The sequence below is a fragment of the Cyanobium gracile UHCC 0139 genome (assembly GCF_034931325.1).
Classification (GTDB): domain Bacteria; phylum Cyanobacteriota; class Cyanobacteriia; order PCC-6307; family Cyanobiaceae; genus Cyanobium; species Cyanobium gracile_B.
This window is the reverse complement of sequence record NZ_JAYGHX010000009.1, coordinates 49,222-69,517: the sequence shown is the minus strand read 5'-3', so window position 1 is coordinate 69,517 and position 20,296 is coordinate 49,222. Positions and strand designations below refer to the sequence as shown.

Sequence of the window (20,296 nt, the reverse complement as noted above, 5' to 3'; positions counted from 1 at the left end):
TTCTCTTTGCATCCATCCGGTCCACCATTGGATTGCGCTTGACTTTGCCCGTTAATTCTCTAGATCGGAAGTCACTTCAGATCAAGCTTCTGCACAATCCGGAATCCCAGAGCGACTGGGATCGTCTGGCCGCCTATGCAGGAGGTCATCGGGCGACGGGTCGTCCCGCGGATCCAGCTTCGGAAGGCGACACTGACATCGCTGGAAAGCCATCCCCACCGAGTGCCGACCCTGACCCTTCCTCCCAGCTCCCGCCCACGGGTGGCTTTGTTGAGCCCGGCATCGAGCAACTGAGTTCCGAGGCCCTGTTCCGGCGGGCCAAGCAGCTGGTGGATGGGGAGCGTTTCGCCGAAGCCATTGAGCTGACGAATTGCTGGCTGGCCGCCACAACGGAGGACACCGCCGACCCGATGCTGGCGTTCATCCGAGCCCACGCCCACCGGCAGAGCGGGCGAACGGAAGAGGCGCTTGAGATTCTGCGCCCGTTCCGGGACCAGGCCAGCAACCCCTGGATCCCCTTTGAGCTTGGGCTGATCCATAAGGCCCTGGGGCAGGCAGAAGAGGCTTACCTGTGCTTCCGCGAAGCCAAGGGCCTCCAGCCTGATTTCACCTGGGCCTCGATCGAGGCCAGTCGGACCACGGTGGATGGCAACGTTCCCCTCGGCCGTCTTGATGCGATCACGGCCCAGGCGTGTGACACGGGCGCCCCCGTGGATGTGCATCTCGATCGCAGCCTGCGCTGCGGTTCCCTGCTGCTGTTGATCGGCTGGTGTCGTGAAGCCTTCCCCAGCGGCAGTCTCTTCCGGCTGAGTGATCCGCTCATGCCTGGTGCCCATGCCGTCGGATCGGGCACGTTCTATCACCGGCCTGACGTGTGCCAGGCCCTGGCTCTGCCGGAGCACCAGCGGCATGGCTTTGCCACTCTGATTGACTGTTCCGGCTTCCGTCGTTGGTCGGAACTCGGCCGGTTGGTGTTGATCGTGGAGCCCGAGGGCGAAGACAAGGTACGGCCGACCTCCGCGGAACTCTGCCTGGCGGAGGTACCGGAGGAAACCAGCGCGCCGCGCTTCTTCGAGGCCGCACTGGGCGTGTTTCGCGTGTCGATCGACAGTGGCAACCGCTGGCCGGATTCCCTGAGGCTGTTCACCCCACAGACCGTCATGGAAGCCTCGGGATTGTTCGCCCGGCACGTGGCCGCCGAGCGCAACGATGTGGAGGTTCACTGGCTGACGCGAACCCCGCTGGCACGGCCACCGCTGGCGTCGGTGATTTTCGTGCAGCTGGGTTCCTTCTTGGCGGCCAAGCCGGCCATCCTGCAGTTGGCGAAATGTGGCTTGCCTCTGGAGCTGATCGTGGTGAACAATTCCCCCGAGCTCTTTTCGGAAACGTTCCACATTCTCGATCGGTTTGCCGATATCCGCAGCGGGTTACGGATCGGCATCCTCAACCGAGCCACGAATCTCGGCTTCTCTGCCGGGTGCAATCTCGGTGCCGCGCATGCCACAGGCGAATGCCTGTTGTTCCACAACAATGATCTGTTTGCCGACTCGGTGGCCGACTATCACCAGTTGATCCGCCGAGCCATGAGCGAACCCAATGCCATCCACAGTGCCTTCCAGTATTTCACCGACGGGACCCTGATGCAGGAAGGCCTCACCGCCACCCGACTCACAACAGCAAAGGCTGGAGCCATTCCCCTGTTCAATGGCTTTTCCGTGGGCCGTAACCAGACGCGGGCTGATGTGATCGCCTGTTCCGGTTCTCTGATGGCCATGAGTGCGCCATTGTTTCATCACCTGGGTGGTTTCAGTGAAGAGATCATCTATGCCCACTTCGAGGATTTCGATCTTTGTCTCAGGGCACGACAGGAGGGAATTCCTGTGCGGGTATGGGATGACATCAAGTTCTATCACGCAGAGGGCACGGGCTCCGTTGCCCCTTATCACCTGAGCGGGACGACCAGCCATGTGAATCGACTGCTGTTTTCCCTGAAGTGGCGGCGAGAGCTGGAAGCCATGGATCTGCCCGTGGAGTATTCCCTATGAGCCAGTACGACCTGGTGATCCTGAGCCTGTTCCATCCCAAGGTGGTGCATGGCGGTGCACAGCAGTGCGCCTATGATTTGTTTTTGAATCTGCGCAAGTACTCCAATCTGCGTGTGTGCTTCATCGGCGCCACATCTCCCCAGACAAATCTGCGCACCAAGGCTTCGGCCTATCTGCGCAAGGTGCCCGGATCAGAAGACGAATACTACTTTTTCACCGGCGAGTACGACTACTTCTGGCATAATTGTGTCGATTCACGGGCGATCAAGGATCTCACCCTGTTCTTGCGCAGGCTTGAGCCCCGCTCGGTATTTCTTTCGCATTACATGCACATCGGCATCGATCTGCTGGGGCTGTTGCGTTTTGCCTTGCCAGAGGTGCACATCAGCGTGGGATTGCATGAAATGCTGTTCGCCTGCCTGGCTGATGGCCAGATGGTGAAGAAGACGAACGGTGGACTGTGCAGCAAGGCTGAGCCGGAGCTCTGCGCCATGTGTTTCCCTCACATCACGGCTGATACGTTCATGGCCCGACACAAGTACAACGTGGATCTGCTGGAGATGGCCGACAGCTACATCGTTCCAGCCAGGCATCTCGGTGGCGTGCTGGTGAAGGAGATGGGGGTCGATCCACAGCGTGTTCATGTGATCAACCATCCCATTGACCTGGATCGCTACCCGGCGCCCGAGCCGGAACCCAAGCGGTTGAAGGCCATCCGTTTCGGTTTCTTCGGTCAGTTCGTCGACAACAAAGGAATCCACGTTCTGCTGAAGGCCGGTGACCTGCTCAACCGCAGCCAGCCCCTCAGGCCCTTTCAGATCGTGATCAATGGCGGCAATAAGAACTTCGCCTCCGATGAGTATCAGAGCAAGGTGGAAGGGCTGATCAGCGGCAGCCATGCCTGGGAGCATGGTGAGGTGGTGGAGTTGGGAGGCTACACGCACGATGAACTCATCCGTCGCATGGCCGGCATTGATGTGGTGGTCGTCCCTTCCACCTGGCCGGAGGTGTTCGGCCTGGTGGTGACGGAAGCCTTTGCCTGTTACAAGCCGGTGATCGCGGCCTTCATCGGAGGGCTGGCGGAGCGTGTGCAGCACGGCGTCGATGGCTACAACTTTGTGGCCAGAGATGCGGCTGATCTTGCGGCAAAGATGGCACTATTTCTGGAGATGGAACAGGATAAGTATCTGGAGATGGCCCATGCTGCTCACCAGAGCGCCCTTCGGCTGAGTCCGAAGCGGGCGCTAGAGAGTTACTACAAGGCTCTCGCCGTTGGAGGCCATTGATGATTCATCTCACAGTGGCTGCACCAATGGGAATCGATTCAGTCTTTTTCAGTTTTATTGAGAGACTAGCCGTGGTGAATGGTCATGTCTGCGTGGATCCCCCCGCCCAAAGACTTGACGAAGCTGATCATGCATCCTGGATTGATGTTATGAAGAGAAGTAACCAGCACTTCTTTTTGATCGGCTACCGTTATCCGCCAAAGTACTGGATCTATCTTGCACAAAGCTCCACAACTATTCTGCTTGTGGCCGATCCGGATGGGGTTGTGAGACAGCTTGGCGCGATAGCAAAAGGATCCTCTGACCCTTCTGAGTGCTTTTCTCTGGACGTTGCGGTTGATTCCATTCGTCCTGCATTGGAGGAAACAATCTCCTTGGCCTCGCTTATGACAGTGGAAGGGCCTTCTCAGTCGAACCTGATTGCCCCTGCGCATTCTTTCTGTTCTCATCCCAGAATGGCGTTCTCACGAGTCGAGCAGTTCTTTCGAGATGCTGGTGTTGATTTATCCATATCATGTTGTGATACCTTTGCTCAAGAGGCCATACCGTTGATTGATCAGCTTGGCATGGTTGACCATGACACCAAGCAAGCGTTGCAGCAACTTCTGCTGCTCGATGACTCAGCACCACGACGGCTCTCTGTTGTGTCCCGACTCTTCGACTATGATCACTACGTCATTGATGCTCGTAGAGTTGATTCGTTGTTGGCTAGTTAAATGTATCCTCTGCCTGCATGGAGGCTAAACCCTCTTCCTCATCTAAGGACGCGACTTTTGTGAATGGTCTCTGTTCTCCCGATTGGCAGGCAATAATGTAGGCAACTCCAGCATCTCTCTACCAACAAGACAATGATTCCTCTCTCGCTCCATATCGGAACTCCCAAGACGGCCACAACCAGTATTCAGGAGTCGTTATGGCTTAATCATGATGTGCTTGCACGATCTGGTCTGCTTTATTGCCATACTTTAGGGCGCACAAATAATATCGATCTCTTTTTGGCTTGTCTTCATCCCGGTGAACAGGGCTTTGGAATTCTGGAGAACAGAGGCATTATTGGCGATCAGCAAAGAAATTTGTTTCAATCCGATGTCATTCGGCGCCTTTCCGAGAGTGCTCTGCACATAGAGAGCACACCTTCTCTCCAGCGACTTGTTTCTTCAAGTGAGCATTTCTGGTTTTTGTGGAGTGACGTTCACTTTCAGAATCTGAAGCATATTCTTGGCGAGGCTGGGGTCTATATTGATCGAATCATTGTCTATTTCCGTTCTCAGTCGGATCTTTTGTATAGCGCTCTTTCAACAATGGTCAGGGATGGCTACTGCCGATCAGATGTTGACGCGGCCACCCTGGGTAGCCATGAGTTGCAATATCTAGACTACTATTCGCGGCTAATCCTATGGAGGCAGAACTTTCCAGAGGCTGCTATGCATCCGTTCTTGTTCAATGATCATAAGAAGGATATTCTATCTCATTTTTATTCAGTTTGTTCCTGCAAGAGTGAGTCGCTCGTTCCCTCGCCAGTAATGAATGAAAGTCTTTGTGATATTGGCATTTCGTTGATGTCGGAGTTAAATCGAAGATTTTTCTCTGATATGGGCCGGCCCGAGATTGTGAAACTTCTTAGCACCGAAAACCCAAGAACAGTTCTTGGAAGGCTGGTCGAAAAGTGCTTTCCTGGTAAACCGATTCCAACTCCGGCGACAGTTCAGGCCATCAACTCCTTTTATCAAACATCGAATGTTCGACTAGTCGACCAGTTTTTCCCAGGGCGTCAGCTGGATGATTTATGTCCATGTCCACTTTCGGTCGACTCGTATCACGAGTCTGGCCTTGATCACGAGTCTATTGGCAAGCTCGTCACTCTTTTGATTGAAGCGCTTAAGTATCCAGCTATCTCGCCCGAGTCCGTGTCCGCGTGATCCGACGAACTATATTTTTGGAGATGATGACAACGATGAATTGGAGTCGTGTGTATCTGATGACTATTTCATTGATTTAGCATTTCAGCTCCCAGCATCATCGCTTCCCCTCCTCTGTAAGCCTCGTAAAGGCACCAGAAGTTGGCGCTTCCACTTTCTCTGATCGACTGATTCACTCTAATCACCGCTGATTCCGCATGAGGCTGACTACACCGATCCCCGTTTTAGCGATCAGCTTGGAGAGAAGCCTCGACCGCCGCTCCAGGATGCAAGCACAGTCTTCCTGCTTCGATTGTTTCGACTGGTGTTTTGTTGATGCGGTAGACGGGCGGCGGCTTCCCAAGGCCGCTGCCATGATGTTGTCCAAGTCAGCTCAATGGAGTGAGCATCAGAAGGGTTCGATCGGTTGCTTCCTCAGCCATGTCATGTGCTGGGAGAAGCTGGAAGCGGAATGTGCTTCTCATGCCATAATTCTTGAGGATGATGCTATCTTTCCCCGACTAAATGATATCTTCTCTATTGACCTGCCCTCTGATTTTGATCTCATCTTCTTGAATGAGAGAATGTCACTCCCAATTCTTGATGAGTCCCCCGTGTGTTATCCTTCTATTAGTGGGGTTATAGGCCATAGTCAGCAGGATCGTTTTTGGGGGCTGGTGCTGATGGCTACCTAATTAGTGCAGCCGGTGTACAAAAGCTATTACATGCGGTCGAAAAGGATTTATTTTATGGGATTATTGATGGACGTTTAATCCGATATTGTACATCTGAAGACGATGCAAGGAAGCTCCCTGAAGGATCCAGGATCCGCACGGCAATTCTCGAGCATCACCATGCTCAGCTTGTCCCAATGATAGGCATTCTTCGTGCTTATGTTGTATCTCCCGCTATCGTCCGCGCTGGAGGCTTTCAGAGCGTTCGTGAGTAGCAACTCAAGAACATGCCAGCCTCAGCCTTTCTGTCCGCTGGATCACCAGTCTCCTTCCCCCATGGCGAACACAGCTTTTCCAAGATTGTCTTTCGACCAATAGATGGTGAGTCTCCTGGGGAGGAAAATATGCGTTTATTCCCCAGCCTTTGCCACGAGATCTAAGATTGCACTTTGATGCTGAAAGGAGGTTACAGCGACGACCCTGCTCAGACGGCTGTCGCCTCCTAACCGCTCCACGCCAGCAACTCCACCAGATTGCCGATCCGCTCACCGGCCCAGTCCTTGTCCCCCATCGTGAGATTGTGAGGCCACAGGGCTTCCCCCGTCCAACAGCGGCATCAGCACCTGCAGCTCCTGTAGCCGGGCTTTGCCGATAATCGTCAGCGACACCCGCAGCGCCGTTCCTGCCGCCATCAGCGCGTAGAGCGGCACGGCCGGCATCAGGCGGCCGATGAGGTTGCGGTGTGGCAGGCCCTGGGTCTAGGTGGTGCAGGCCTCCTCCGCCACGTGCCGCATCGATTCGGGCTCCTCCGGCATCTCGGCCCGCAGGAACCGCTGCTCATTCGGGAAGCCGATTGCGTCGGCCATCGCCCGCCCGTACACCTCCGCCTGGGCCTGGGCGTTGAAGCTCCCCTGGGCCAAGAACTCACGCGCCGCCTGGAGCCTGCCCTCCAGGCCCCGCTCGCCGTGCAGCTTGAAGTAGAGGCAGTTTTAGAAACCGAAGCTGATGCTGGCTCCGTAGGCGCTGAGCACCTCACCCCCATGAGGTCCGAATGGCGTGGCGCACGGCCAATTCCTCGAAGATCAGGCCCTTGCGGCTCACCCCGTCGCCAGTGCCAGCAGCCGCTCCGCCAGCCCGTACTTCTCCTGTTGCTGATTACAGGCCACGAGCCAGCGATGTCGCCGGTAGAAGGCGATCGAGGCGCCCAGCTGCTCCTCCAGCGTCCAGCTGTTCTCCCAGTCGCGGCGCCCCTCGGCGGCCGCCCACCCCGGCAGGGCGAGCGCCTGGCGCGTCCAGGGCAGGATGGCGTGCCGCTGCCGGCCCAGTTGCTCCACCGGGCTGCCCAGGCCAGGCCGTTCCCCGCCTGGCTCCTGCCCCAGCCGGCCGATCAGATCCTCCAGCAGCTTTTCCAGCACCTGGTTGCTGGGGTGGTTGAACGTGTGGAACAGCGCCATCGGATGGCCTTCCCCGTTGTGGTTCGCCTCCAGCCAGGGGGAGATCCGCAGGTCGCATTCCTGTTCCCGTCGCGCCAGCTCCTGCAGGGAGCGCCGGTGCCAAGCCTGCAGCAGCTCCTCCATCTCCGGGGTGCAGGCCAGCGCCAGGATCTCCTCGGCCTCCAGGCCGCGCTCGGCGGCCGCCATCGCCAGGAAATCGTGATAGTCGCCCAGGGGGGATTCGCTGGCCAGGCCGGGCAGTTCGCCCCGGTCGTCGTGGGCGTAGCCGATCGTGGGGTGGTAGCCCTCGTAGTGCAGATTCGGCAGCACCACGGCGCCAGCCCCCTTCGGCAGCAGGGCCTGCAGGGTGGCCCCATCCAGGCCGATGCCGTCGCGATAGCCGGGTGTGACGCGGTGCATCACCAGCACCTGCGTGTCGCCCAGCACCCGGTGCAGCTCCGCCACATCCTCCGCCGTGGCCATGTGCACCGGCGCGCAGTAGTGGAAGCGATGGGACGGCAGGGCCCGCTCCAGCCCCAGAAAGATCGGGTGGCTCTGGCAGTTCCCCACGATCGTGATCAGGCTGTCCGCCGCGGGCCAGGGGGGCGCTCCGGCGCCGGCACCGGGTATCGCCAGAAGCGCCTCCCGGTACACCGGCACCCAGTCCGGCAGGGGATCGTGATATGTCCCCAGCGTCTCGAGCATCTTCAGGGCCGTGGCGCCCAGCTCCTGCCGTTGCAGGGCGGGGGTGTCGTCGTCGCTGCTGGTCAGTTGCCGATGGATCCAGATGGATCCGTAGCGGCAGAACTGCTCATGGTGGATCGCCACCCACGCCGCCTGGGGGGAGCCCTGATCCAGCAGGTGGCCGAACAGCCGTGCGCCCCAGCAGGCCAGCGCGATGGCCTGGGCCGGATCGCCCTCGGCCACCGCCAGCATCTGCTGGTGGCAGGCCAGGCCCAGTTCCCTGAGCAGCTCCTGCTCGTCGGCCTCCAGCGGGGCCTCGGAGGCGGTCACCCCGTCCCACACCAGTTCCGCCACCCTGGCCAGGCCCTGGCGCCGCAGGCATTCCCTGGCCAGATCCAGACAGGCGGCCCGACCCCTGGGCGTTTCGGCTGGCAAAGGGGTGTGTGCCATCCAGAGGCTTCGGGCCCCCCCGCCCCATCGATCAGGATCGGCCCATCATGGCGGCGACGCACCGGTGCCAGAGTTGGCCGTGATGCACCGAAGCCATGGGTGACGCCCGCCAGCTCGCGGAGGCCTGCCGGCAGCTCTCACCCCTGGCCGTGCTCGAACCGGCCGAACGCGACCGCTTGCGCCAGCTTGGTGCCGCCGGCCATCAGCGCATGCTGGCCCTGCCCGGGGAGCAGCGCTACGAGGCCATCGCCATCGCCCTCGATGGCGCCCGGCTCTACCGCTGGCTGCAGGACACCAGCCCCGAGGAGCCCGGCTGGGTCGCCGTGTTCGAGGAACAGTTCTGCCGCTACGGCGCGCTCTGGATCAAGGACCAGGGCCGATCCGATCCCCATCTGGCTGCTCAGGCCCTGCCGCTGATCGATCGTCTGCTGCAGTTCCATCCGGAACAGCACGACTGGATCCACGCCACCCGCCAGCAGCTGGAGCAGGCCGCTGCCCCCATCCCGCTGGGCTTCTTTGCACCGCCCCCGGCTCCTGCCCCCTTCCCCTGGCCGGAGCCCCTCCACACCTACCGGCTCAGCCACCGGCTGGTCAGCAACGCCGTGGTGCTGCCCATCGGCGCCATCGCTGACGGGGAATGGTTCAGCGACTGCCTCCAGTACCTTCCCGCCGGCTGGCCCGAGGCCCCCTGGATGCAGCAGCTCGCCGGTTACCGGCTCCAGCGCGATGGCGACAGCCTCAGCCTCCGCCCCCTGCCCGATCCAGAGCCCGCACCCCTGCGGCTGGAGGGCACCTGGTGCGTTCTCAACGACATCGTCGGCCATCGCAACCTGGGCCACTTCTTCCACGACACCCTCCCCCAGCTGGCGGCCATCCGCCGGCTTTCCAGCGAGCTGGGGCCGTTGAAGCTGCTGGCCTGCCGCGAACGCTTCGCCAACCTCGCCCACCTGCGTCGCCTGCTCTGGCCCGGCGCGGTGCAGTTCCGGGACGACCTTCCGGCCTCCTTCAGCGTCGAGCGGCTCGTGCTCCAGCCGGTGGCCTGCAACGGCGGCAGCGGCTTCCACCCCCACCACCAGCGCACCTGGACCTTCGCCATCGAGGACTACCGCGACGGGGTGGACCTGCTGCGCCGGGACCTGCATCAGCCCGCGCCTCCCTTTGCGCTGCAGGATCACTGGATCTACTTCAGCCGCAATCTGGCGGCCCCCACCGAAGTTCCCCATGGCCGTGACTTCAGCAACCACGCCGAACTGCTCGAGCAGCTCAGCAACCACGGCGTGCTGATCCTCGACCCGGGATTCCACGACATCCGGGCCCTCCATGGCCTGATCAGCCGGGCCCGTGGCTGTGTGGGCATCCATGGGGCGGGCCTGGCCAATGCCCTGCTCGCCCCGGAAGGCACCCCGGTGATCGAAATCCGCCCCCACGGTGGCGCCTGGCTGATGCTGGAACTGGCGGGCCGCTCCGCCGGCCTCGACTGGCAGGTGCTCAACTGCGCCGCCGATCCAGCCGTGCCAGGCCGCAGCGTGCTGCCCATCCAGGACCTGCTCGAGCGGCTCCGGTAGGCGCCTCAGCGCCGCCTCCAGAGAGGTGGAGCGGTGACTCACGAAAGGGACAGCCAATCGAGGTCGTTGAACCGGTTGAAATCGCGATCGAAACTGACCAACCGCCAGTCGTTCGCCATCGCCAGGGCGGCCAGGTAGGCGTCGGTGCAGTGCTTCGAAGGCAGCTGAAGGTCGCAGACGAGGGAGTGGAAGATGTCCCAGGCGCCCTGCTCAGGCTCTGCAATGGACACCCCCGGTTGGGCGCAGAGGCTTTGCAGGAGGGCAGCAGCTTCGGCCGAACTCTTCACGGCGGCACCCATCAGCTTCGGCTGGCTCACCAGACGCACCAGGCCCAGAGCCGTGACGCTGCAGAACAGAACCCGTTCGGCGGCCTCGGATTCCCAGTAGTGCACGGCCTGGGTGTGATGCACGTGGCCGGCGGAGGTCATCGCCAGCCAGACATTGAGATCGGGAAGATCCGCCTGGCTGGTCATGGTTCCATCAGGCTGAACAGCCCTGAATTGCTCAGCTGTTCCTCTGGAATGGGCAAGGGCCCGTCCATTCGGGGCAGCGTGGCAGCCGCTCGTGGCGGGCGCTGGGTTGGGGGTTCTCCATCCAGCCCCTGCTCCACATAGGTGCGCAACAGCTGCTTGAGCGTGAGGCGCCGGCTGGCGGCATGGGCCTTCAGGCGCGCAAACAGCGGATCGGGCAGCTCCAGGGTGGTGCGCATGGGTGCCGCCTCACTTGATGCGCATCTTAGTGCGCACTTCAGCTCCGCACCCAGTCGGTCACGCCGCCGGGCCGGTCGATCAGTTCGATGCCCTCGGCGGCCAGTTCGGCCCGGATGCGGTCGGCGGTGGCGAAATCCCTGGCCGCTTTGGCGGCCCGGCGCTGCTCGATCCGCTGCTGGACCGCCGTTTCCGCCGCCGCCGCCTCGGCCGGCGTGCCGTCCGCCGCGCTGCTCGCCGCCTCCGCCGCCAGCCCCAGCACACCGGCCAGTTCGCCCAGCAGCTGCCAGCGGGGCTCCAGCGCCACCGTCTCTCCGGCCGCCCCGGCTTCGGTGTCGCCCCGCTCCAGCCGGTTGGCCAGGGCCCGCAGCGGCCGGGCCAGCTCGAACAGCACGGCCAGCGCCGCCGAGGTGTTGAGGTCGTCGTCCATGGCGGCGGCGAAGCGCTCGCGGGCCCGGGCCAGTTCGGCGCCGATGTCCGCGGCGCTCACCGCAGCGCTCGCAGCGGCGGGCGCGTTGGCCCAGCCCAGGGCCGACCCGTGGCGCTCGCCCAGCCCCAGGGCGGCGTCCAGACCCTTCCAGCCGGTGGCGGCCGCCGCCAGGGCCTCGGCGGTGAAGTCCAGCGGCTTGCGGTAGTGGGCCTGCAGCACGAACAGCCGCAGGGTCATCGGGCTGACGCCGCTCTCCAGCAGGGCGCGGATCGTGGTGAAGTTGCCCAGCGACTTGGACATCTTCTCGCCGCCCACATTCACCATGCCGTTGTGCAGCCAGAAGCGGGCCAGGGGCTGGCCGCTGGCCGCCTCCGACTGGGCGATCTCGTTCTCGTGGTGGGGAAAGATCAGATCGGCCCCGCCCAGGTGGATGTCGATCGTGGTGCCCAGCTCCTCGCGCACCATCGCCGAGCATTCGATGTGCCAGCCCGGCCGCCCCGCTCCCCAGGGGGAGGGGAAGCTGGGTTCGCCCGGCTTGGCCCCCTTCCAGAGGGCGAAATCAAACGGGTGGCGCTTGCGGGCCTCCTCCGCCTCGTTGGTGCGGCCGCTGGCCCCTTCCTGCTGCTCCTCAAGCGTGCGGCCGCTGAGCTTGCCGTAGTCCGCCTGGCGCATCACGGCGAAGTACACATCGCCATCGGCCGAATAGGCCGCCCCCTTGGCCTCCAGTTCACCGATCAGCTGGCGGATCGCGTCCAGGCTGCGGGTGGCCCGGGGCATCCGGTCGGGGGGAAGGATGTGCAGGGCGGCCATGTCGGCCTCGAAGGCGGCGATGTTGCGCTCGCTCACCACCGCCATCGAACTGCCCTCCTCCTCGGCCCGCTTGAGGATCTTGTCGTCGATGTCAGTGAAGTTCTGCACGAAGGTGACGGCATAGCCGCTCCACAGCAGATAGCGCCGCAGCACGTCCCAGACGATGTAGCTGCGGGCGTGGCCCAGGTGGCACAGGTCGTAGACCGTGACGCCGCAGCAGTAGATCGACACCTGCCCGGGCACCTGCGGCGCGAAGGGCTCGCAGCGGCGGCTGAGGGTGTTGGTGAGCCGCAGGGTCAATGGCCCGCTCCCGCCACGGCACCCGCGCCGGCACCCGCCTGGCCCAGCCGTCCGCCGCCGTAGCCGGCCCGGCTGCGCACGTGGGTGCACCAGTCGTCGTGCTCCAGGTACCACTGCACCGTGGCCCGCAGACCCTGCTGGACGTCGTGGCGGGGCTGCCAGCCCAGCTCGCTGCTGATCCGCTGCGGGTCGATGGCGTAGCGCCGGTCATGGCCCGGCCGGTCGGCCACCGGGGTGATCAGGCCGGCGTGGGGGGAGCCGCCGGGCCGCAGCTCGTCGAGCAGGGCGCAGATGGCCTGCACCACCTGCTTGTTGGTGCGCTCCCCATGGCCACCGACGCAGTAGCTGCGGCCCACCTCGCCGCTGGTGGCGGCCAGCAGCAGGGCCTCCACGTGGTCCTCCACGTACAGCCAGTCGCGCACGTTGGCCCCGTCGCCATACAGGGGAATCGGCTCGCCGGCGACGGCCTTGAGGATCACCACCGGGATCAGCTTCTCGGGGAACTGCCAGGGCCCGTAGTTGTTGCTGCAGTTGGTCAGCACCACCGGCAGCCCGAAGGTGTGGTGCCAGGCCTGGACCAGATGGTCGCTGCCCGCCTTGCTGGCGGAGTAGGGGCTGCGCGGGTCGTAGGGGGTGGTCTCCGAGAACCGGCCCGTGGCCCCCAGCGAGCCGAACACCTCATCGGTGCTGATGTGGTGGAAGCGGAACAGCTCCCGCCGCTCCGCCGGCAGCCCCTCCCAGTGGGCCCGCACCGCCTGCAGCAGGTGGAAGGTGCCCATCACATTGCTGACCAGGAAGGCGCCGGGATCGTCGATCGAGCGGTCGACGTGGCTTTCGGCCGCCAGGTGCAGCACCAGATCCGGATCGGCCTGGCGCACCGCGGCGGCGGTGGCCTCCCCGTCGGCCAGGTCCACCTGCAGCAGCCGGTGCCGCGGCCCGTCGGCCCGCTCCGCCGCCGGCCCCAGCGCCGCCAGGGTGTTGACGATGCCCAGCAGGTCGCTGGCGTAGCCCATCTTGTCGAGGTTGAACACCGTCGCCGTGCTGTCCCGCAGCAGCCGCCGCACCAGCGCCCCGCCGATGAAGCCCGCGCCGCCGGTCACCAGGATGCGGCGACGGCCGGCCAGCAGCACCGGCAGATCGAGGCTGGGGTAGGGATCCATCGGGGTGGAGCGAGACGACGTGGGGTGGGGGGTGTTCAGGCCTGGGGCAGGGGAATCCGCGCCAGCACCTCAGCGAGGGCGGCCTGCCAGTGTTGCCCCTCCAGGTCCAGTTCGCGCCGGGTGGTGGTGCCATCCAGCAGGGAATAGGAGGGGCGCCGGGCCGGGGTGGGGTAGTCGGCGGTGGTGATCGGCCGCACCCGGGCCGGGGCGTCGATCAGCCCCCGCGCCGCCGCCAGCAGGCCGATGGCCACCGCGAAGTCGTACCAGCTGGCGGCACCGCAGTCGCTCCAGTGGTGGCGGCCGCTCACCCCCCGCTCGATCACCCGCCAGCAGGCCTGCGCCAGGCCGGCGGTGGCGGTGGGGCAACCCACCTGGTCGGCCACCACCCCCAGGGGCTGGCCGGCGGCGGCCTTCGCCCGGTGCAGCCGCAGCATCGTGAGGCAGAAGTTGGCCCCCACCGGCCCGTACACCCAGCTGGTGCGCAGCAGGCAGAGGCGATCGGCGCCCAGGGCGGCCGCCGCCCGCCGCTCCCCCTCCGCCTTGGTGGCGCCGTAGACCCCCAGGGGGGCCAGGGCCTGCTCCGGGCCGTAGGGACGGCCCTGCTCCCCGTCGAAGACGAAATCGGTGCTCACCTGCAGCAGCCGTCCGCCGGACTCGGCCAGGGCCTCAGCGAAGGCCCCGGGGGCTCCGGCGTTGACCGCCTCGGCCAGCTCCGGCTCCGCTTCGGCCCGATCCACCGCGGTGTAGGCCCCCGCATTCAGCACCCAGTCGGGCCGGTGCTGCGCCACGGCGGCCCGGCAGGCGGCCGGATCGGCCAGATCCAGCTCCTGCCGGCCCGTCGCGATCAGGTCGATGCCGGCAGGCGCGCTGGCCAGCAGGGCCTGTCCGAGCTGGCCCTGGCGGCCGGTCAGCAGCACCCGCACCGGTTGGGGCATCGATGGCGGCGGCACGGCTGGCGCAGCCTACCTGCGCCAGCCAACCTCGCCGCCATCAGTCCCGCAGCACCACCCCCTGGACGATCTGCACCGGCTTGCCGTCGAAGGAGCGGAACCGGAACGAAAGCGGCCGCTCGGCGTACTCGGCGGAGCGCTTGCGCAGGATCTCGATCGCCACCTCCTCGCCCAGGCGCAGGCTGCGGGTGTTGTCGCTGCGCCAGTGGACGCCGCCCATCGAGCGACCCATGGCCACGTTGCTGGCCAGCTTGTTGAGTTCGCCCCCCACCGTGATCCGCTCCGCGTCGGAGGACGCCGCCGGGGGGTAGGGCATCGGCGGGCCGAAGGCCTCCAGGTCGGTGCCGGTCCGGCGGTAGCCCGGCTGCAGCAGCTGCAGGGGGGGGGCGGGGGAGTCGGGGGGATCCTTGGGCCCCACCCGCTCCGCTCCGGCCCTGGCATTGGCCGTTGCGTAGATGTCGCACAGCCGCGCGTCCTCGTCGAACCAGGCCTTGAGCACCGTCACGCAGGCGCCGGCCACGGTGGCATGGCCCGCCCCGTAGGCCGGGTGGCTGGGGGAACCGGCGGAGAAGGCCATCGGCAGGAAGAGCGTGGCGGCGCCGCCGGCAAGGGAGGCGTTGTGGGCGCTCACCGCGGCGAGGGTGTCATCCACGGCGGCCTGGAAGTCCGGAACGGTGGGCACCGAGGTCTGGAGGCCGTAGTCCCGCAGGCAGCCCTCGTAGCCGTTGCGCTCCATCTGCAGCAGTCCACCGAACACCTCCGGCCGGCAGCGCCGGTGCACCAGCCACTTCTGCCGCCACACCACCTTCAGCGCCCGACTGGCCACCTCGGAGACCACCGTCAGCAGGTCGGGTCCACCGAGCGAGGCGAACGCCCCCTCCCTGGAAAACCGTTTGCCGCCATAGGGATTGCCGCCATCGACGGGGGCATCGATGTTGAGCAGGAACAGGGCGGCATTGAAGTAGGCCTGATGCAGGGCATCGCGGTTCACGAACCGAGCCAGATCACGCATCGTGCTGATCAGGCGGCGGCCGTTGCCCGGTGGGTAGTAGCTGGCACCCCGGTGCAGCTGGTCGCCGTAATTGTTGCCGTTGCCGTAATCACGGCCATAGCCGTCCTTGCCGGTGTTCTGCGCCAGCAGCCAGTCCCCGTGGGTGACCAGGAAATCCCGCTTGGCGATGTAGGGCACCTGGCTCTGGTCGATCGTCTGGGTGCCGTAACCGACGTTCTGCAGGAAGAACTGGCTCAGCAGCGGTCCGGCGTCCTCACCGGGCAGGCCGCTGCGGAAGAGGGTGTGAAGGTCGATGCGGGCGCCGCCGCCACCCGGCGCCAGATCCAGGGGGGTGCACAGCCGGCCGGGATCGCCGTCGAGGCGCACGGCGGCATCGAAGCAGCGGTTCACCGCCTGGCGGGCCGTGCCGATCCGGCTGGCGACGCCGTAGCCCAGCTCCCCGTCGTGTCCGCCCACGTCCGCATAGCCGCCTTCGGGGGCTGTGCGGTCGAACTGGAAGGCCACCAGCGGCGCGTCGCGCAGCAGCGCCATCCAGTACAGCTCGACCATTTCCGCGGTGGCGGAGATCGACTGGATGCTGGGTGCCGGTGGCATCTCAAGCGATTTCGGGTCGGGCCCGAAACCCTCGGCCGCGGCGCCGGCCAGGGGGCTGGTGAGCTTCGCGGCCGCCATGCCCAACTCCTGGATGGCGGGGGTGTCGCCTGAGCTGATCTTGAACGCCGTCTGGGGGACATCCGGCGAGGACGGGGCCACCGGGCCCTCCGCCACGCTCTCGAAGTTGATCGGAGCACCGGCCTCGATGGCGACGCAGGTCCGCTCGAAGCGCCGGTAGGCGGCCACGTCCACCTCGCCGAAGCGGTTGTGGGGCAGGGTCTTGTGGAAATTCCCCGCGAAGGGATGTGGACCGGTGACGAGGTTCTCGTCCTGATTGGGGGTGGGGCTGGCCATGGGATCCGTGCCTCTTGGCTGGGCCCCATGACTGTCGGGTCGCTCCCATCGAATCGGCTTGATCGTGGTGCCCGGCGGCTGGTGGGATGGCGACACCGTGCTGTCACCGGGATGCCACCCCACCGCCAGGTGGTCTCAGGCGGCTATTTCGCCTCCATCCAGTTGGGGCCGACGCCGGTGTCCACCACCAGCGGCACCAGCAGCCGCACCGCCTGCTCCATGGTGCGGCGGGTGAGCTCCCGCACCTCCTCGAGCGCCTCCGGCGCCGCCTCCAGTACCAGCTCGTCGTGCACCTGCAGCAGCAGCCGGGCCGGCAGGCCGGCCTCGCTGAGCGCCCGTTGCAGGCCCACCATCGCCAGCTTGATGATGTCGGCGCTGGAGCCCTGGATCGGGGCGTTGGCGGCGGCCCGCAGCTGCTGGGCCTCCATGCCGCCACGGCGGGCCACCTCCAGGTCGATCTCCAGCGGATCCCGCCCCAGCAGCCGGCCCAGGCCGCCGGGATCGAACTGGAACGGGCGCCTCCGCCCCAGGATCGTCTCCACGTAGCCGCGGCTGAGGGCCAGCCGCTCCTGCAGCTCCAGGAACAGGAACACCTTCGGGTAGCGCTGCTTGTAGAGGCTCAGGAACTCCTTGGCGCGGGCCTGGCCCATGCCGGTTTCGCGGGCCAGCCGCTGGGCCCCCATGCCGTAGATCACCCCGAAGTTGATCGTCTTGCCCAGCCGCCGCTCCTCGGGCGTCACCGTGTCGGTGTCCAGCAGCAGCCGGGCGGTGAGGGCGTGGACGTCGTCGCCGTCGTTGTAGGCCTGCACCAGCACCGGCTCGCCGGACAGGTGGGTGAGGATGCGCAGCTCGATCTGGGAATAGTCGGCGCTGATCATCTGCCAGCCCTCCTGGGGCAGGAAGGCCTTGCGGATGCGGCGGCTGAACTCGGTGCGGATGGGGATGTTCTGCAGGTTGGGGTTGCTGCTGCTCAGCCGCCCGGTGGCCGTCACCGCCTGGTTGAAATCGGTGTGCACCCGCCCGGTCTCGGGTTCCACCAGGGCCGGCAGGGCCTCCACATAGGTGCTCAGCAGCTTGCTGAGGGTGCGGTGCTCCAGCACCAGCTTCACCACCGGATGGTCGTCCTCCAGCTTCTCCAGCACCGCCGCGTCGGTGCTCCAGCCGGTCTTGGTGCGGCGCGACTTCTTGCGGTCGAGCCCCAGGGTGTCGAACAGCAGCTCCCCGAGCTGCTTGGGGGAGGCCAGGTTGAAGTCCACCCCCGCCGCCGCCTGGGCCTCCTGCTCCAGGCGGGCCAGGGTGGTGCTGAGCTCCTCGGCCAGCTCCTTGAGGTAGGGGACGTCGATGCGGATGCCGGTGGCCTCCATCTGGGCCAGCACCGGCTCCAGGGGCAGCTCCACCTGCTGCAGCAGCAGGGGCAGCTGGGGTCCCATCGCCGCCAGCTGCCCGCGCAGCACGGCGCCCAGGCGCCGGGTGAGGTGCACGTCCATGGCGCAGTAGAGAGCTGCGGCCGCGACCGGCACGTCGGCGAAGCTCTGCCCCTTGGCCACCAGATCGCCGTAGGTGGTGGGCTGGAGGCCGAACTCCCGCGCCGCCATCGCCTCCAGGCCATGCTTGGCGTTGGCATCCCGCAGGTAGTCCGCCAGCAGGGTGTCCATCACCACACCGGCCAGGGGCAGCCCATGGCGCAGCAGGATCAGGCGGTCGTACTTGGCGTTCTGGAGCGCCTTGGGGTGCGCGGCGCTGGCCAGCCAGGGCCCCAGGGCCAGCAGCACCGCATCGAGGGGCAGCTGCTCCGGCGCCGGCGGCGGTGCGCTGAGCAGGTCGGGGGCCGGTGGGCTGTGGTGGCCGATGGGCACGTAGGCCAGGTCCGCCAGGCCCTCCCCCCAGCAGAGGCCGATCCCCACCAGTTCCGCCTTGAAGGGGTTGAGGGAGGTGGTCTCGGTGTCGAGGGCCACCGGCGCCAGCGGATCGGTGCAGCCCATCAGCCGCTCGATCAGGGCGGCCAGGGTCTCCGGGGTGGTGACCAGCTGCGGCCGCAGCTCGGGCAGGCCGCCTTCGGCCGCAGGCTCCGGGGCGGCGGACTCCGGGGCCGGGGACTCGCCGGTGGCGAGCTCGGCGGCAGGCTCGGCGGCGGCGGAGGTGGCGGCGGCGGGCTCGGGAGGCTCCGAAGAGAACAGGCGGGCGAAGCCCTCGGTCTGCTTCACCAGGCTGAACAGCTCGAGCTCGGTCAGCCGGGCCCCCAGCCCCTGGCTGTCCACCCGCCCCAGGGCCAGGCGGGGCTCCTCGGGCAACGGGATCTGCACCAGGATCTCCGCCAGCATCCGGGAGCGGAAGGCGTTCTCCCGGTCGGTCTCCAGCTTGGTCTTCAGGGCCCCCTTCTGCTGGTCGAGGGCGGCGTAGATGCCGTCCAGGTCGCCGTGGGCCTTGAGCAGGGTGAGGGCGGTCTTGGGCCCCACCCCCTTGACCCCGGGGATGTTGTCGGAGCTGTCGCCGGTGAGGGCCTTGAGGTCCACCACCCCCTCGGGCGGCACCCCCAGCTTCTCGATCACCTGGGCGCGGCGGATCACGGTCGGCCCGCTGTTCTTCGCATAGGGGCCGCCGCCCATGTAGAGCACGGCGATGTCGCGCGCGTCGTCCACCAGCTGGAACAGGTCGCGGTCGCCGGAGAGGATCCGCACCCGCCAGCCCTCGCCCGCCGCCCGGTTGGCCAGGGTGCCGAGCACGTCGTCGGCCTCGTAGCCCGGCGCCATCGACAGGGGCAGGTCGAGGCAGTCCCTGAGGATGGCCTGCAGGTTGGCCAGATCGGCGAAGAAGTGCTCCGGGGCCTCCTCCCGATGGGCCTTGTAGGCGGCGTCCGCCTCATGGCGGAAGGTGGGCTCGGCCGTGTCGAAGGCGATCACCACGCCCTGGGGCCCCAGGCCCTTGCAGTTGTCGAGCAGGGCCTTCAGGAAGCCGTAGGTGACGCTGGTGGGCACCCCGTCCTTGGTGCTCAGTCCCCCCTCGCCGCCCTTGGCGAAGGCGTAGAAGCTGCGGAAGGCCAGGGAGTGGCCGTCCACCAGCAGCAACAGGGGCTTGTCCCGCTCCATGGCTGTTTCCGGGATCCGTCCGCCGTCCGCCACAGCCTGCCATCCGGCGGCCCGGAAGCGCCGTGAAGGCCACCGGCCGGGCCGTCTTCAGCCGCTGCGGCCACTACCGCTGGTGGCTGGAGCGGGTGTGGGAGCCGCGGGGCAGCCGGCTGCTGTTCATCGGCCTGAATCCCTCCCGCGCCGACCATCGCCACGACGACCCCACCCTGCGGCGGCTGATGGCCTTCGCCGCCGGCTGGGGGTACGGCGGCCTGGAGGTGCTCAACCTCTTCGCCCGCATCAGCCCCCGGCCGGCCGCCCTGGCCCTGGCCGCTGACCCGGTGGGCGGCGCCAACCTGGCCTGGATCCGGCGAAGGGTGCGGGCCGGGGCGTCGCCGCCGCTGATCTGGCTGGGCTGGGGCAACGGCGGCCGCCGCTCGGGCCAGGACGAACGGGTGCTGGAGCTGCTGGCCCCCCACCGTTCCCGGCTGGTGTGCCTCGGCTGCACCGCCTCCGGCGCCCCGCTCCATCCCCTCTACCGGCCGGCCACAAGCCTGTTGCGGCCCTATGGGGCATCCTGTGGACGACCAGCCGCCGCCGCTCCATGGCCCGCACCCCCCGCCGCTACGCCATCCACCTGTTCCTGACCGGCGGCCACCACCAGGAGGTGCACTTCAACACCCTCGAAGATTTCCAGAACTGGTACGGCGGCGTGCTGAACGCGGCGGCCCTCGACACCTTCGTGAACGTGCCGATCAGCGACCTGACCAGCGAGTTCCTCGTGCTCCGGGCCGGCAGCGTCCAGGCGATCCGGGTGGAGCCCATCTACGGCGCCCTTGACGACTGAGGCCCGGGGGGCCGGCGTCAGAGGGCTGAGGG

General features: G+C 65.9%; 18 protein-coding genes. 8 read left to right on the top strand and 10 right to left on the bottom strand.

Annotated features, from left to right (window positions below; translation table 11 throughout):
- Positions 1-38: 38 nt before the first annotated feature.
- The 5 genes from VB738_RS13485 (at position 39) to VB738_RS13465 (ending at position 5,924) form a co-directional block, all read left to right on the top strand.
- On the top strand, positions 39-2,045 hold the full coding sequence (locus VB738_RS13485) for a glycosyltransferase (RefSeq protein ID WP_323306227.1): 2,007 nt from the start codon (positions 39-41) through the stop codon (positions 2,043-2,045).
- Positions 2,042-3,331 (top strand): glycosyltransferase, encoded by a 1,290-nt coding sequence (locus VB738_RS13480; protein WP_323306226.1) that lies wholly within the window; start codon positions 2,042-2,044, stop codon positions 3,329-3,331. The genes VB738_RS13485 and VB738_RS13480 overlap by 4 nt, the downstream gene beginning before the upstream one ends.
- Positions 3,331-4,047: a hypothetical protein gene (locus VB738_RS13475; protein ID WP_323306225.1), complete on the top strand. Its 717-nt coding sequence runs from the start codon at positions 3,331-3,333 to the stop codon at positions 4,045-4,047. The genes VB738_RS13480 and VB738_RS13475 overlap by 1 nt, the downstream gene beginning before the upstream one ends.
- Before the next feature lie 132 nt (positions 4,048-4,179).
- Positions 4,180-5,250: a hypothetical protein gene (locus VB738_RS13470; RefSeq protein WP_323306224.1), complete on the top strand. Its 1,071-nt coding sequence runs from the start codon at positions 4,180-4,182 to the stop codon at positions 5,248-5,250.
- A gap of 197 nt (positions 5,251-5,447) precedes the next feature.
- Positions 5,448-5,924 (top strand): glycosyltransferase family 25 protein, encoded by a 477-nt coding sequence (locus tag VB738_RS13465; RefSeq protein ID WP_323306223.1) that lies wholly within the window; start codon positions 5,448-5,450, stop codon positions 5,922-5,924.
- Positions 5,925-6,448: 524 nt separating this feature from the next.
- Here VB738_RS13465 and VB738_RS13460 read toward each other — a convergent pair.
- The 3 genes from VB738_RS13460 to VB738_RS13450 all read right to left on the bottom strand — a co-directional run bounded on the left by VB738_RS13460 (position 6,449) and on the right by VB738_RS13450 (position 8,470).
- Positions 6,449-6,613 (bottom strand): hypothetical protein, encoded by a 165-nt coding sequence (locus tag VB738_RS13460; protein ID WP_323306222.1) that lies wholly within the window; start codon positions 6,611-6,613, stop codon positions 6,449-6,451.
- Positions 6,614-6,661: 48 nt separating this feature from the next.
- Complete coding sequence (locus VB738_RS13455) at positions 6,662-6,823, bottom strand: hypothetical protein (RefSeq protein WP_323306221.1); 162 nt, start codon at positions 6,821-6,823, stop codon at positions 6,662-6,664.
- Between the two features lie 177 nt (positions 6,824-7,000).
- Positions 7,001-8,470: a WcbI family polysaccharide biosynthesis putative acetyltransferase gene (locus VB738_RS13450; RefSeq protein WP_323306220.1), complete on the bottom strand. Its 1,470-nt coding sequence runs from the start codon at positions 8,468-8,470 to the stop codon at positions 7,001-7,003.
- 95 nt (positions 8,471-8,565) lie between these two features.
- Here VB738_RS13450 and VB738_RS13445 point away from each other — a divergent pair, with 95 nt between their 5' ends.
- Positions 8,566-10,035: a glycosyltransferase family 61 protein gene (locus tag VB738_RS13445; RefSeq protein WP_323306219.1), complete on the top strand. Its 1,470-nt coding sequence runs from the start codon at positions 8,566-8,568 to the stop codon at positions 10,033-10,035.
- A gap of 38 nt (positions 10,036-10,073) precedes the next feature.
- Here the strand turns inward: VB738_RS13445 and VB738_RS13440 are convergent, their stop codons facing one another.
- The 7 genes from VB738_RS13440 to polA all read right to left on the bottom strand — a co-directional run bounded on the left by VB738_RS13440 (position 10,074) and on the right by polA (position 19,438).
- Positions 10,074-10,508, bottom strand: a complete 435-nt coding sequence (locus tag VB738_RS13440) for a TA system VapC family ribonuclease toxin (protein WP_323306218.1) — start codon at positions 10,506-10,508, stop codon at positions 10,074-10,076.
- A complete protein-coding gene (locus VB738_RS13435) occupies positions 10,505-10,744 on the bottom strand; it encodes a hypothetical protein (RefSeq protein ID WP_323306217.1) in 240 nt (79 codons plus the stop codon). The genes VB738_RS13440 and VB738_RS13435 overlap by 4 nt, the downstream gene beginning before the upstream one ends.
- A 38-nt stretch (positions 10,745-10,782) precedes the next feature.
- The gene (gene cysS / locus VB738_RS13430) at positions 10,783-12,282 is read right to left on the bottom strand and encodes a cysteine--tRNA ligase (RefSeq protein WP_323306216.1); all 1,500 of its coding nucleotides are present in this window, start codon (positions 12,280-12,282) and stop codon (positions 10,783-10,785) included.
- Positions 12,279-13,442, bottom strand: a complete 1,164-nt coding sequence (gene rfbB / locus VB738_RS13425; protein WP_323306215.1) for a dTDP-glucose 4,6-dehydratase — start codon at positions 13,440-13,442, stop codon at positions 12,279-12,281. The genes cysS and rfbB overlap by 4 nt, the downstream gene beginning before the upstream one ends.
- 35 nt (positions 13,443-13,477) lie before the next feature.
- Positions 13,478-14,377 carry a dTDP-4-dehydrorhamnose reductase gene (rfbD, locus tag VB738_RS13420; protein WP_323306214.1) on the bottom strand — a complete coding sequence of 300 codons (900 nt, stop codon included), beginning with the start codon at positions 14,375-14,377 and terminating at the stop codon, positions 13,478-13,480.
- A 55-nt stretch (positions 14,378-14,432) separates the two neighbouring features.
- Complete coding sequence (locus tag VB738_RS13415; protein WP_323306213.1) at positions 14,433-16,352, bottom strand: hypothetical protein; 1,920 nt, start codon at positions 16,350-16,352, stop codon at positions 14,433-14,435.
- A 143-nt stretch (positions 16,353-16,495) separates the two neighbouring features.
- Complete coding sequence (gene polA, locus VB738_RS13410) at positions 16,496-19,438, bottom strand: DNA polymerase I (protein WP_323306212.1); 2,943 nt, start codon at positions 19,436-19,438, stop codon at positions 16,496-16,498.
- A 62-nt stretch (positions 19,439-19,500) separates the two neighbouring features.
- On the opposite strand from polA, the gene VB738_RS13405 reads away from it, so the two are divergent.
- Positions 19,501-20,064 carry a DUF1643 domain-containing protein gene (locus VB738_RS13405; protein WP_323306211.1) on the top strand — a complete coding sequence of 188 codons (564 nt, stop codon included), beginning with the start codon at positions 19,501-19,503 and terminating at the stop codon, positions 20,062-20,064.
- Positions 20,022-20,264: a hypothetical protein gene (locus VB738_RS13400; RefSeq protein ID WP_323306210.1), complete on the top strand. Its 243-nt coding sequence runs from the start codon at positions 20,022-20,024 to the stop codon at positions 20,262-20,264. The genes VB738_RS13405 and VB738_RS13400 overlap by 43 nt, the downstream gene beginning before the upstream one ends.
- Positions 20,265-20,296 lie beyond the last annotated feature (32 nt).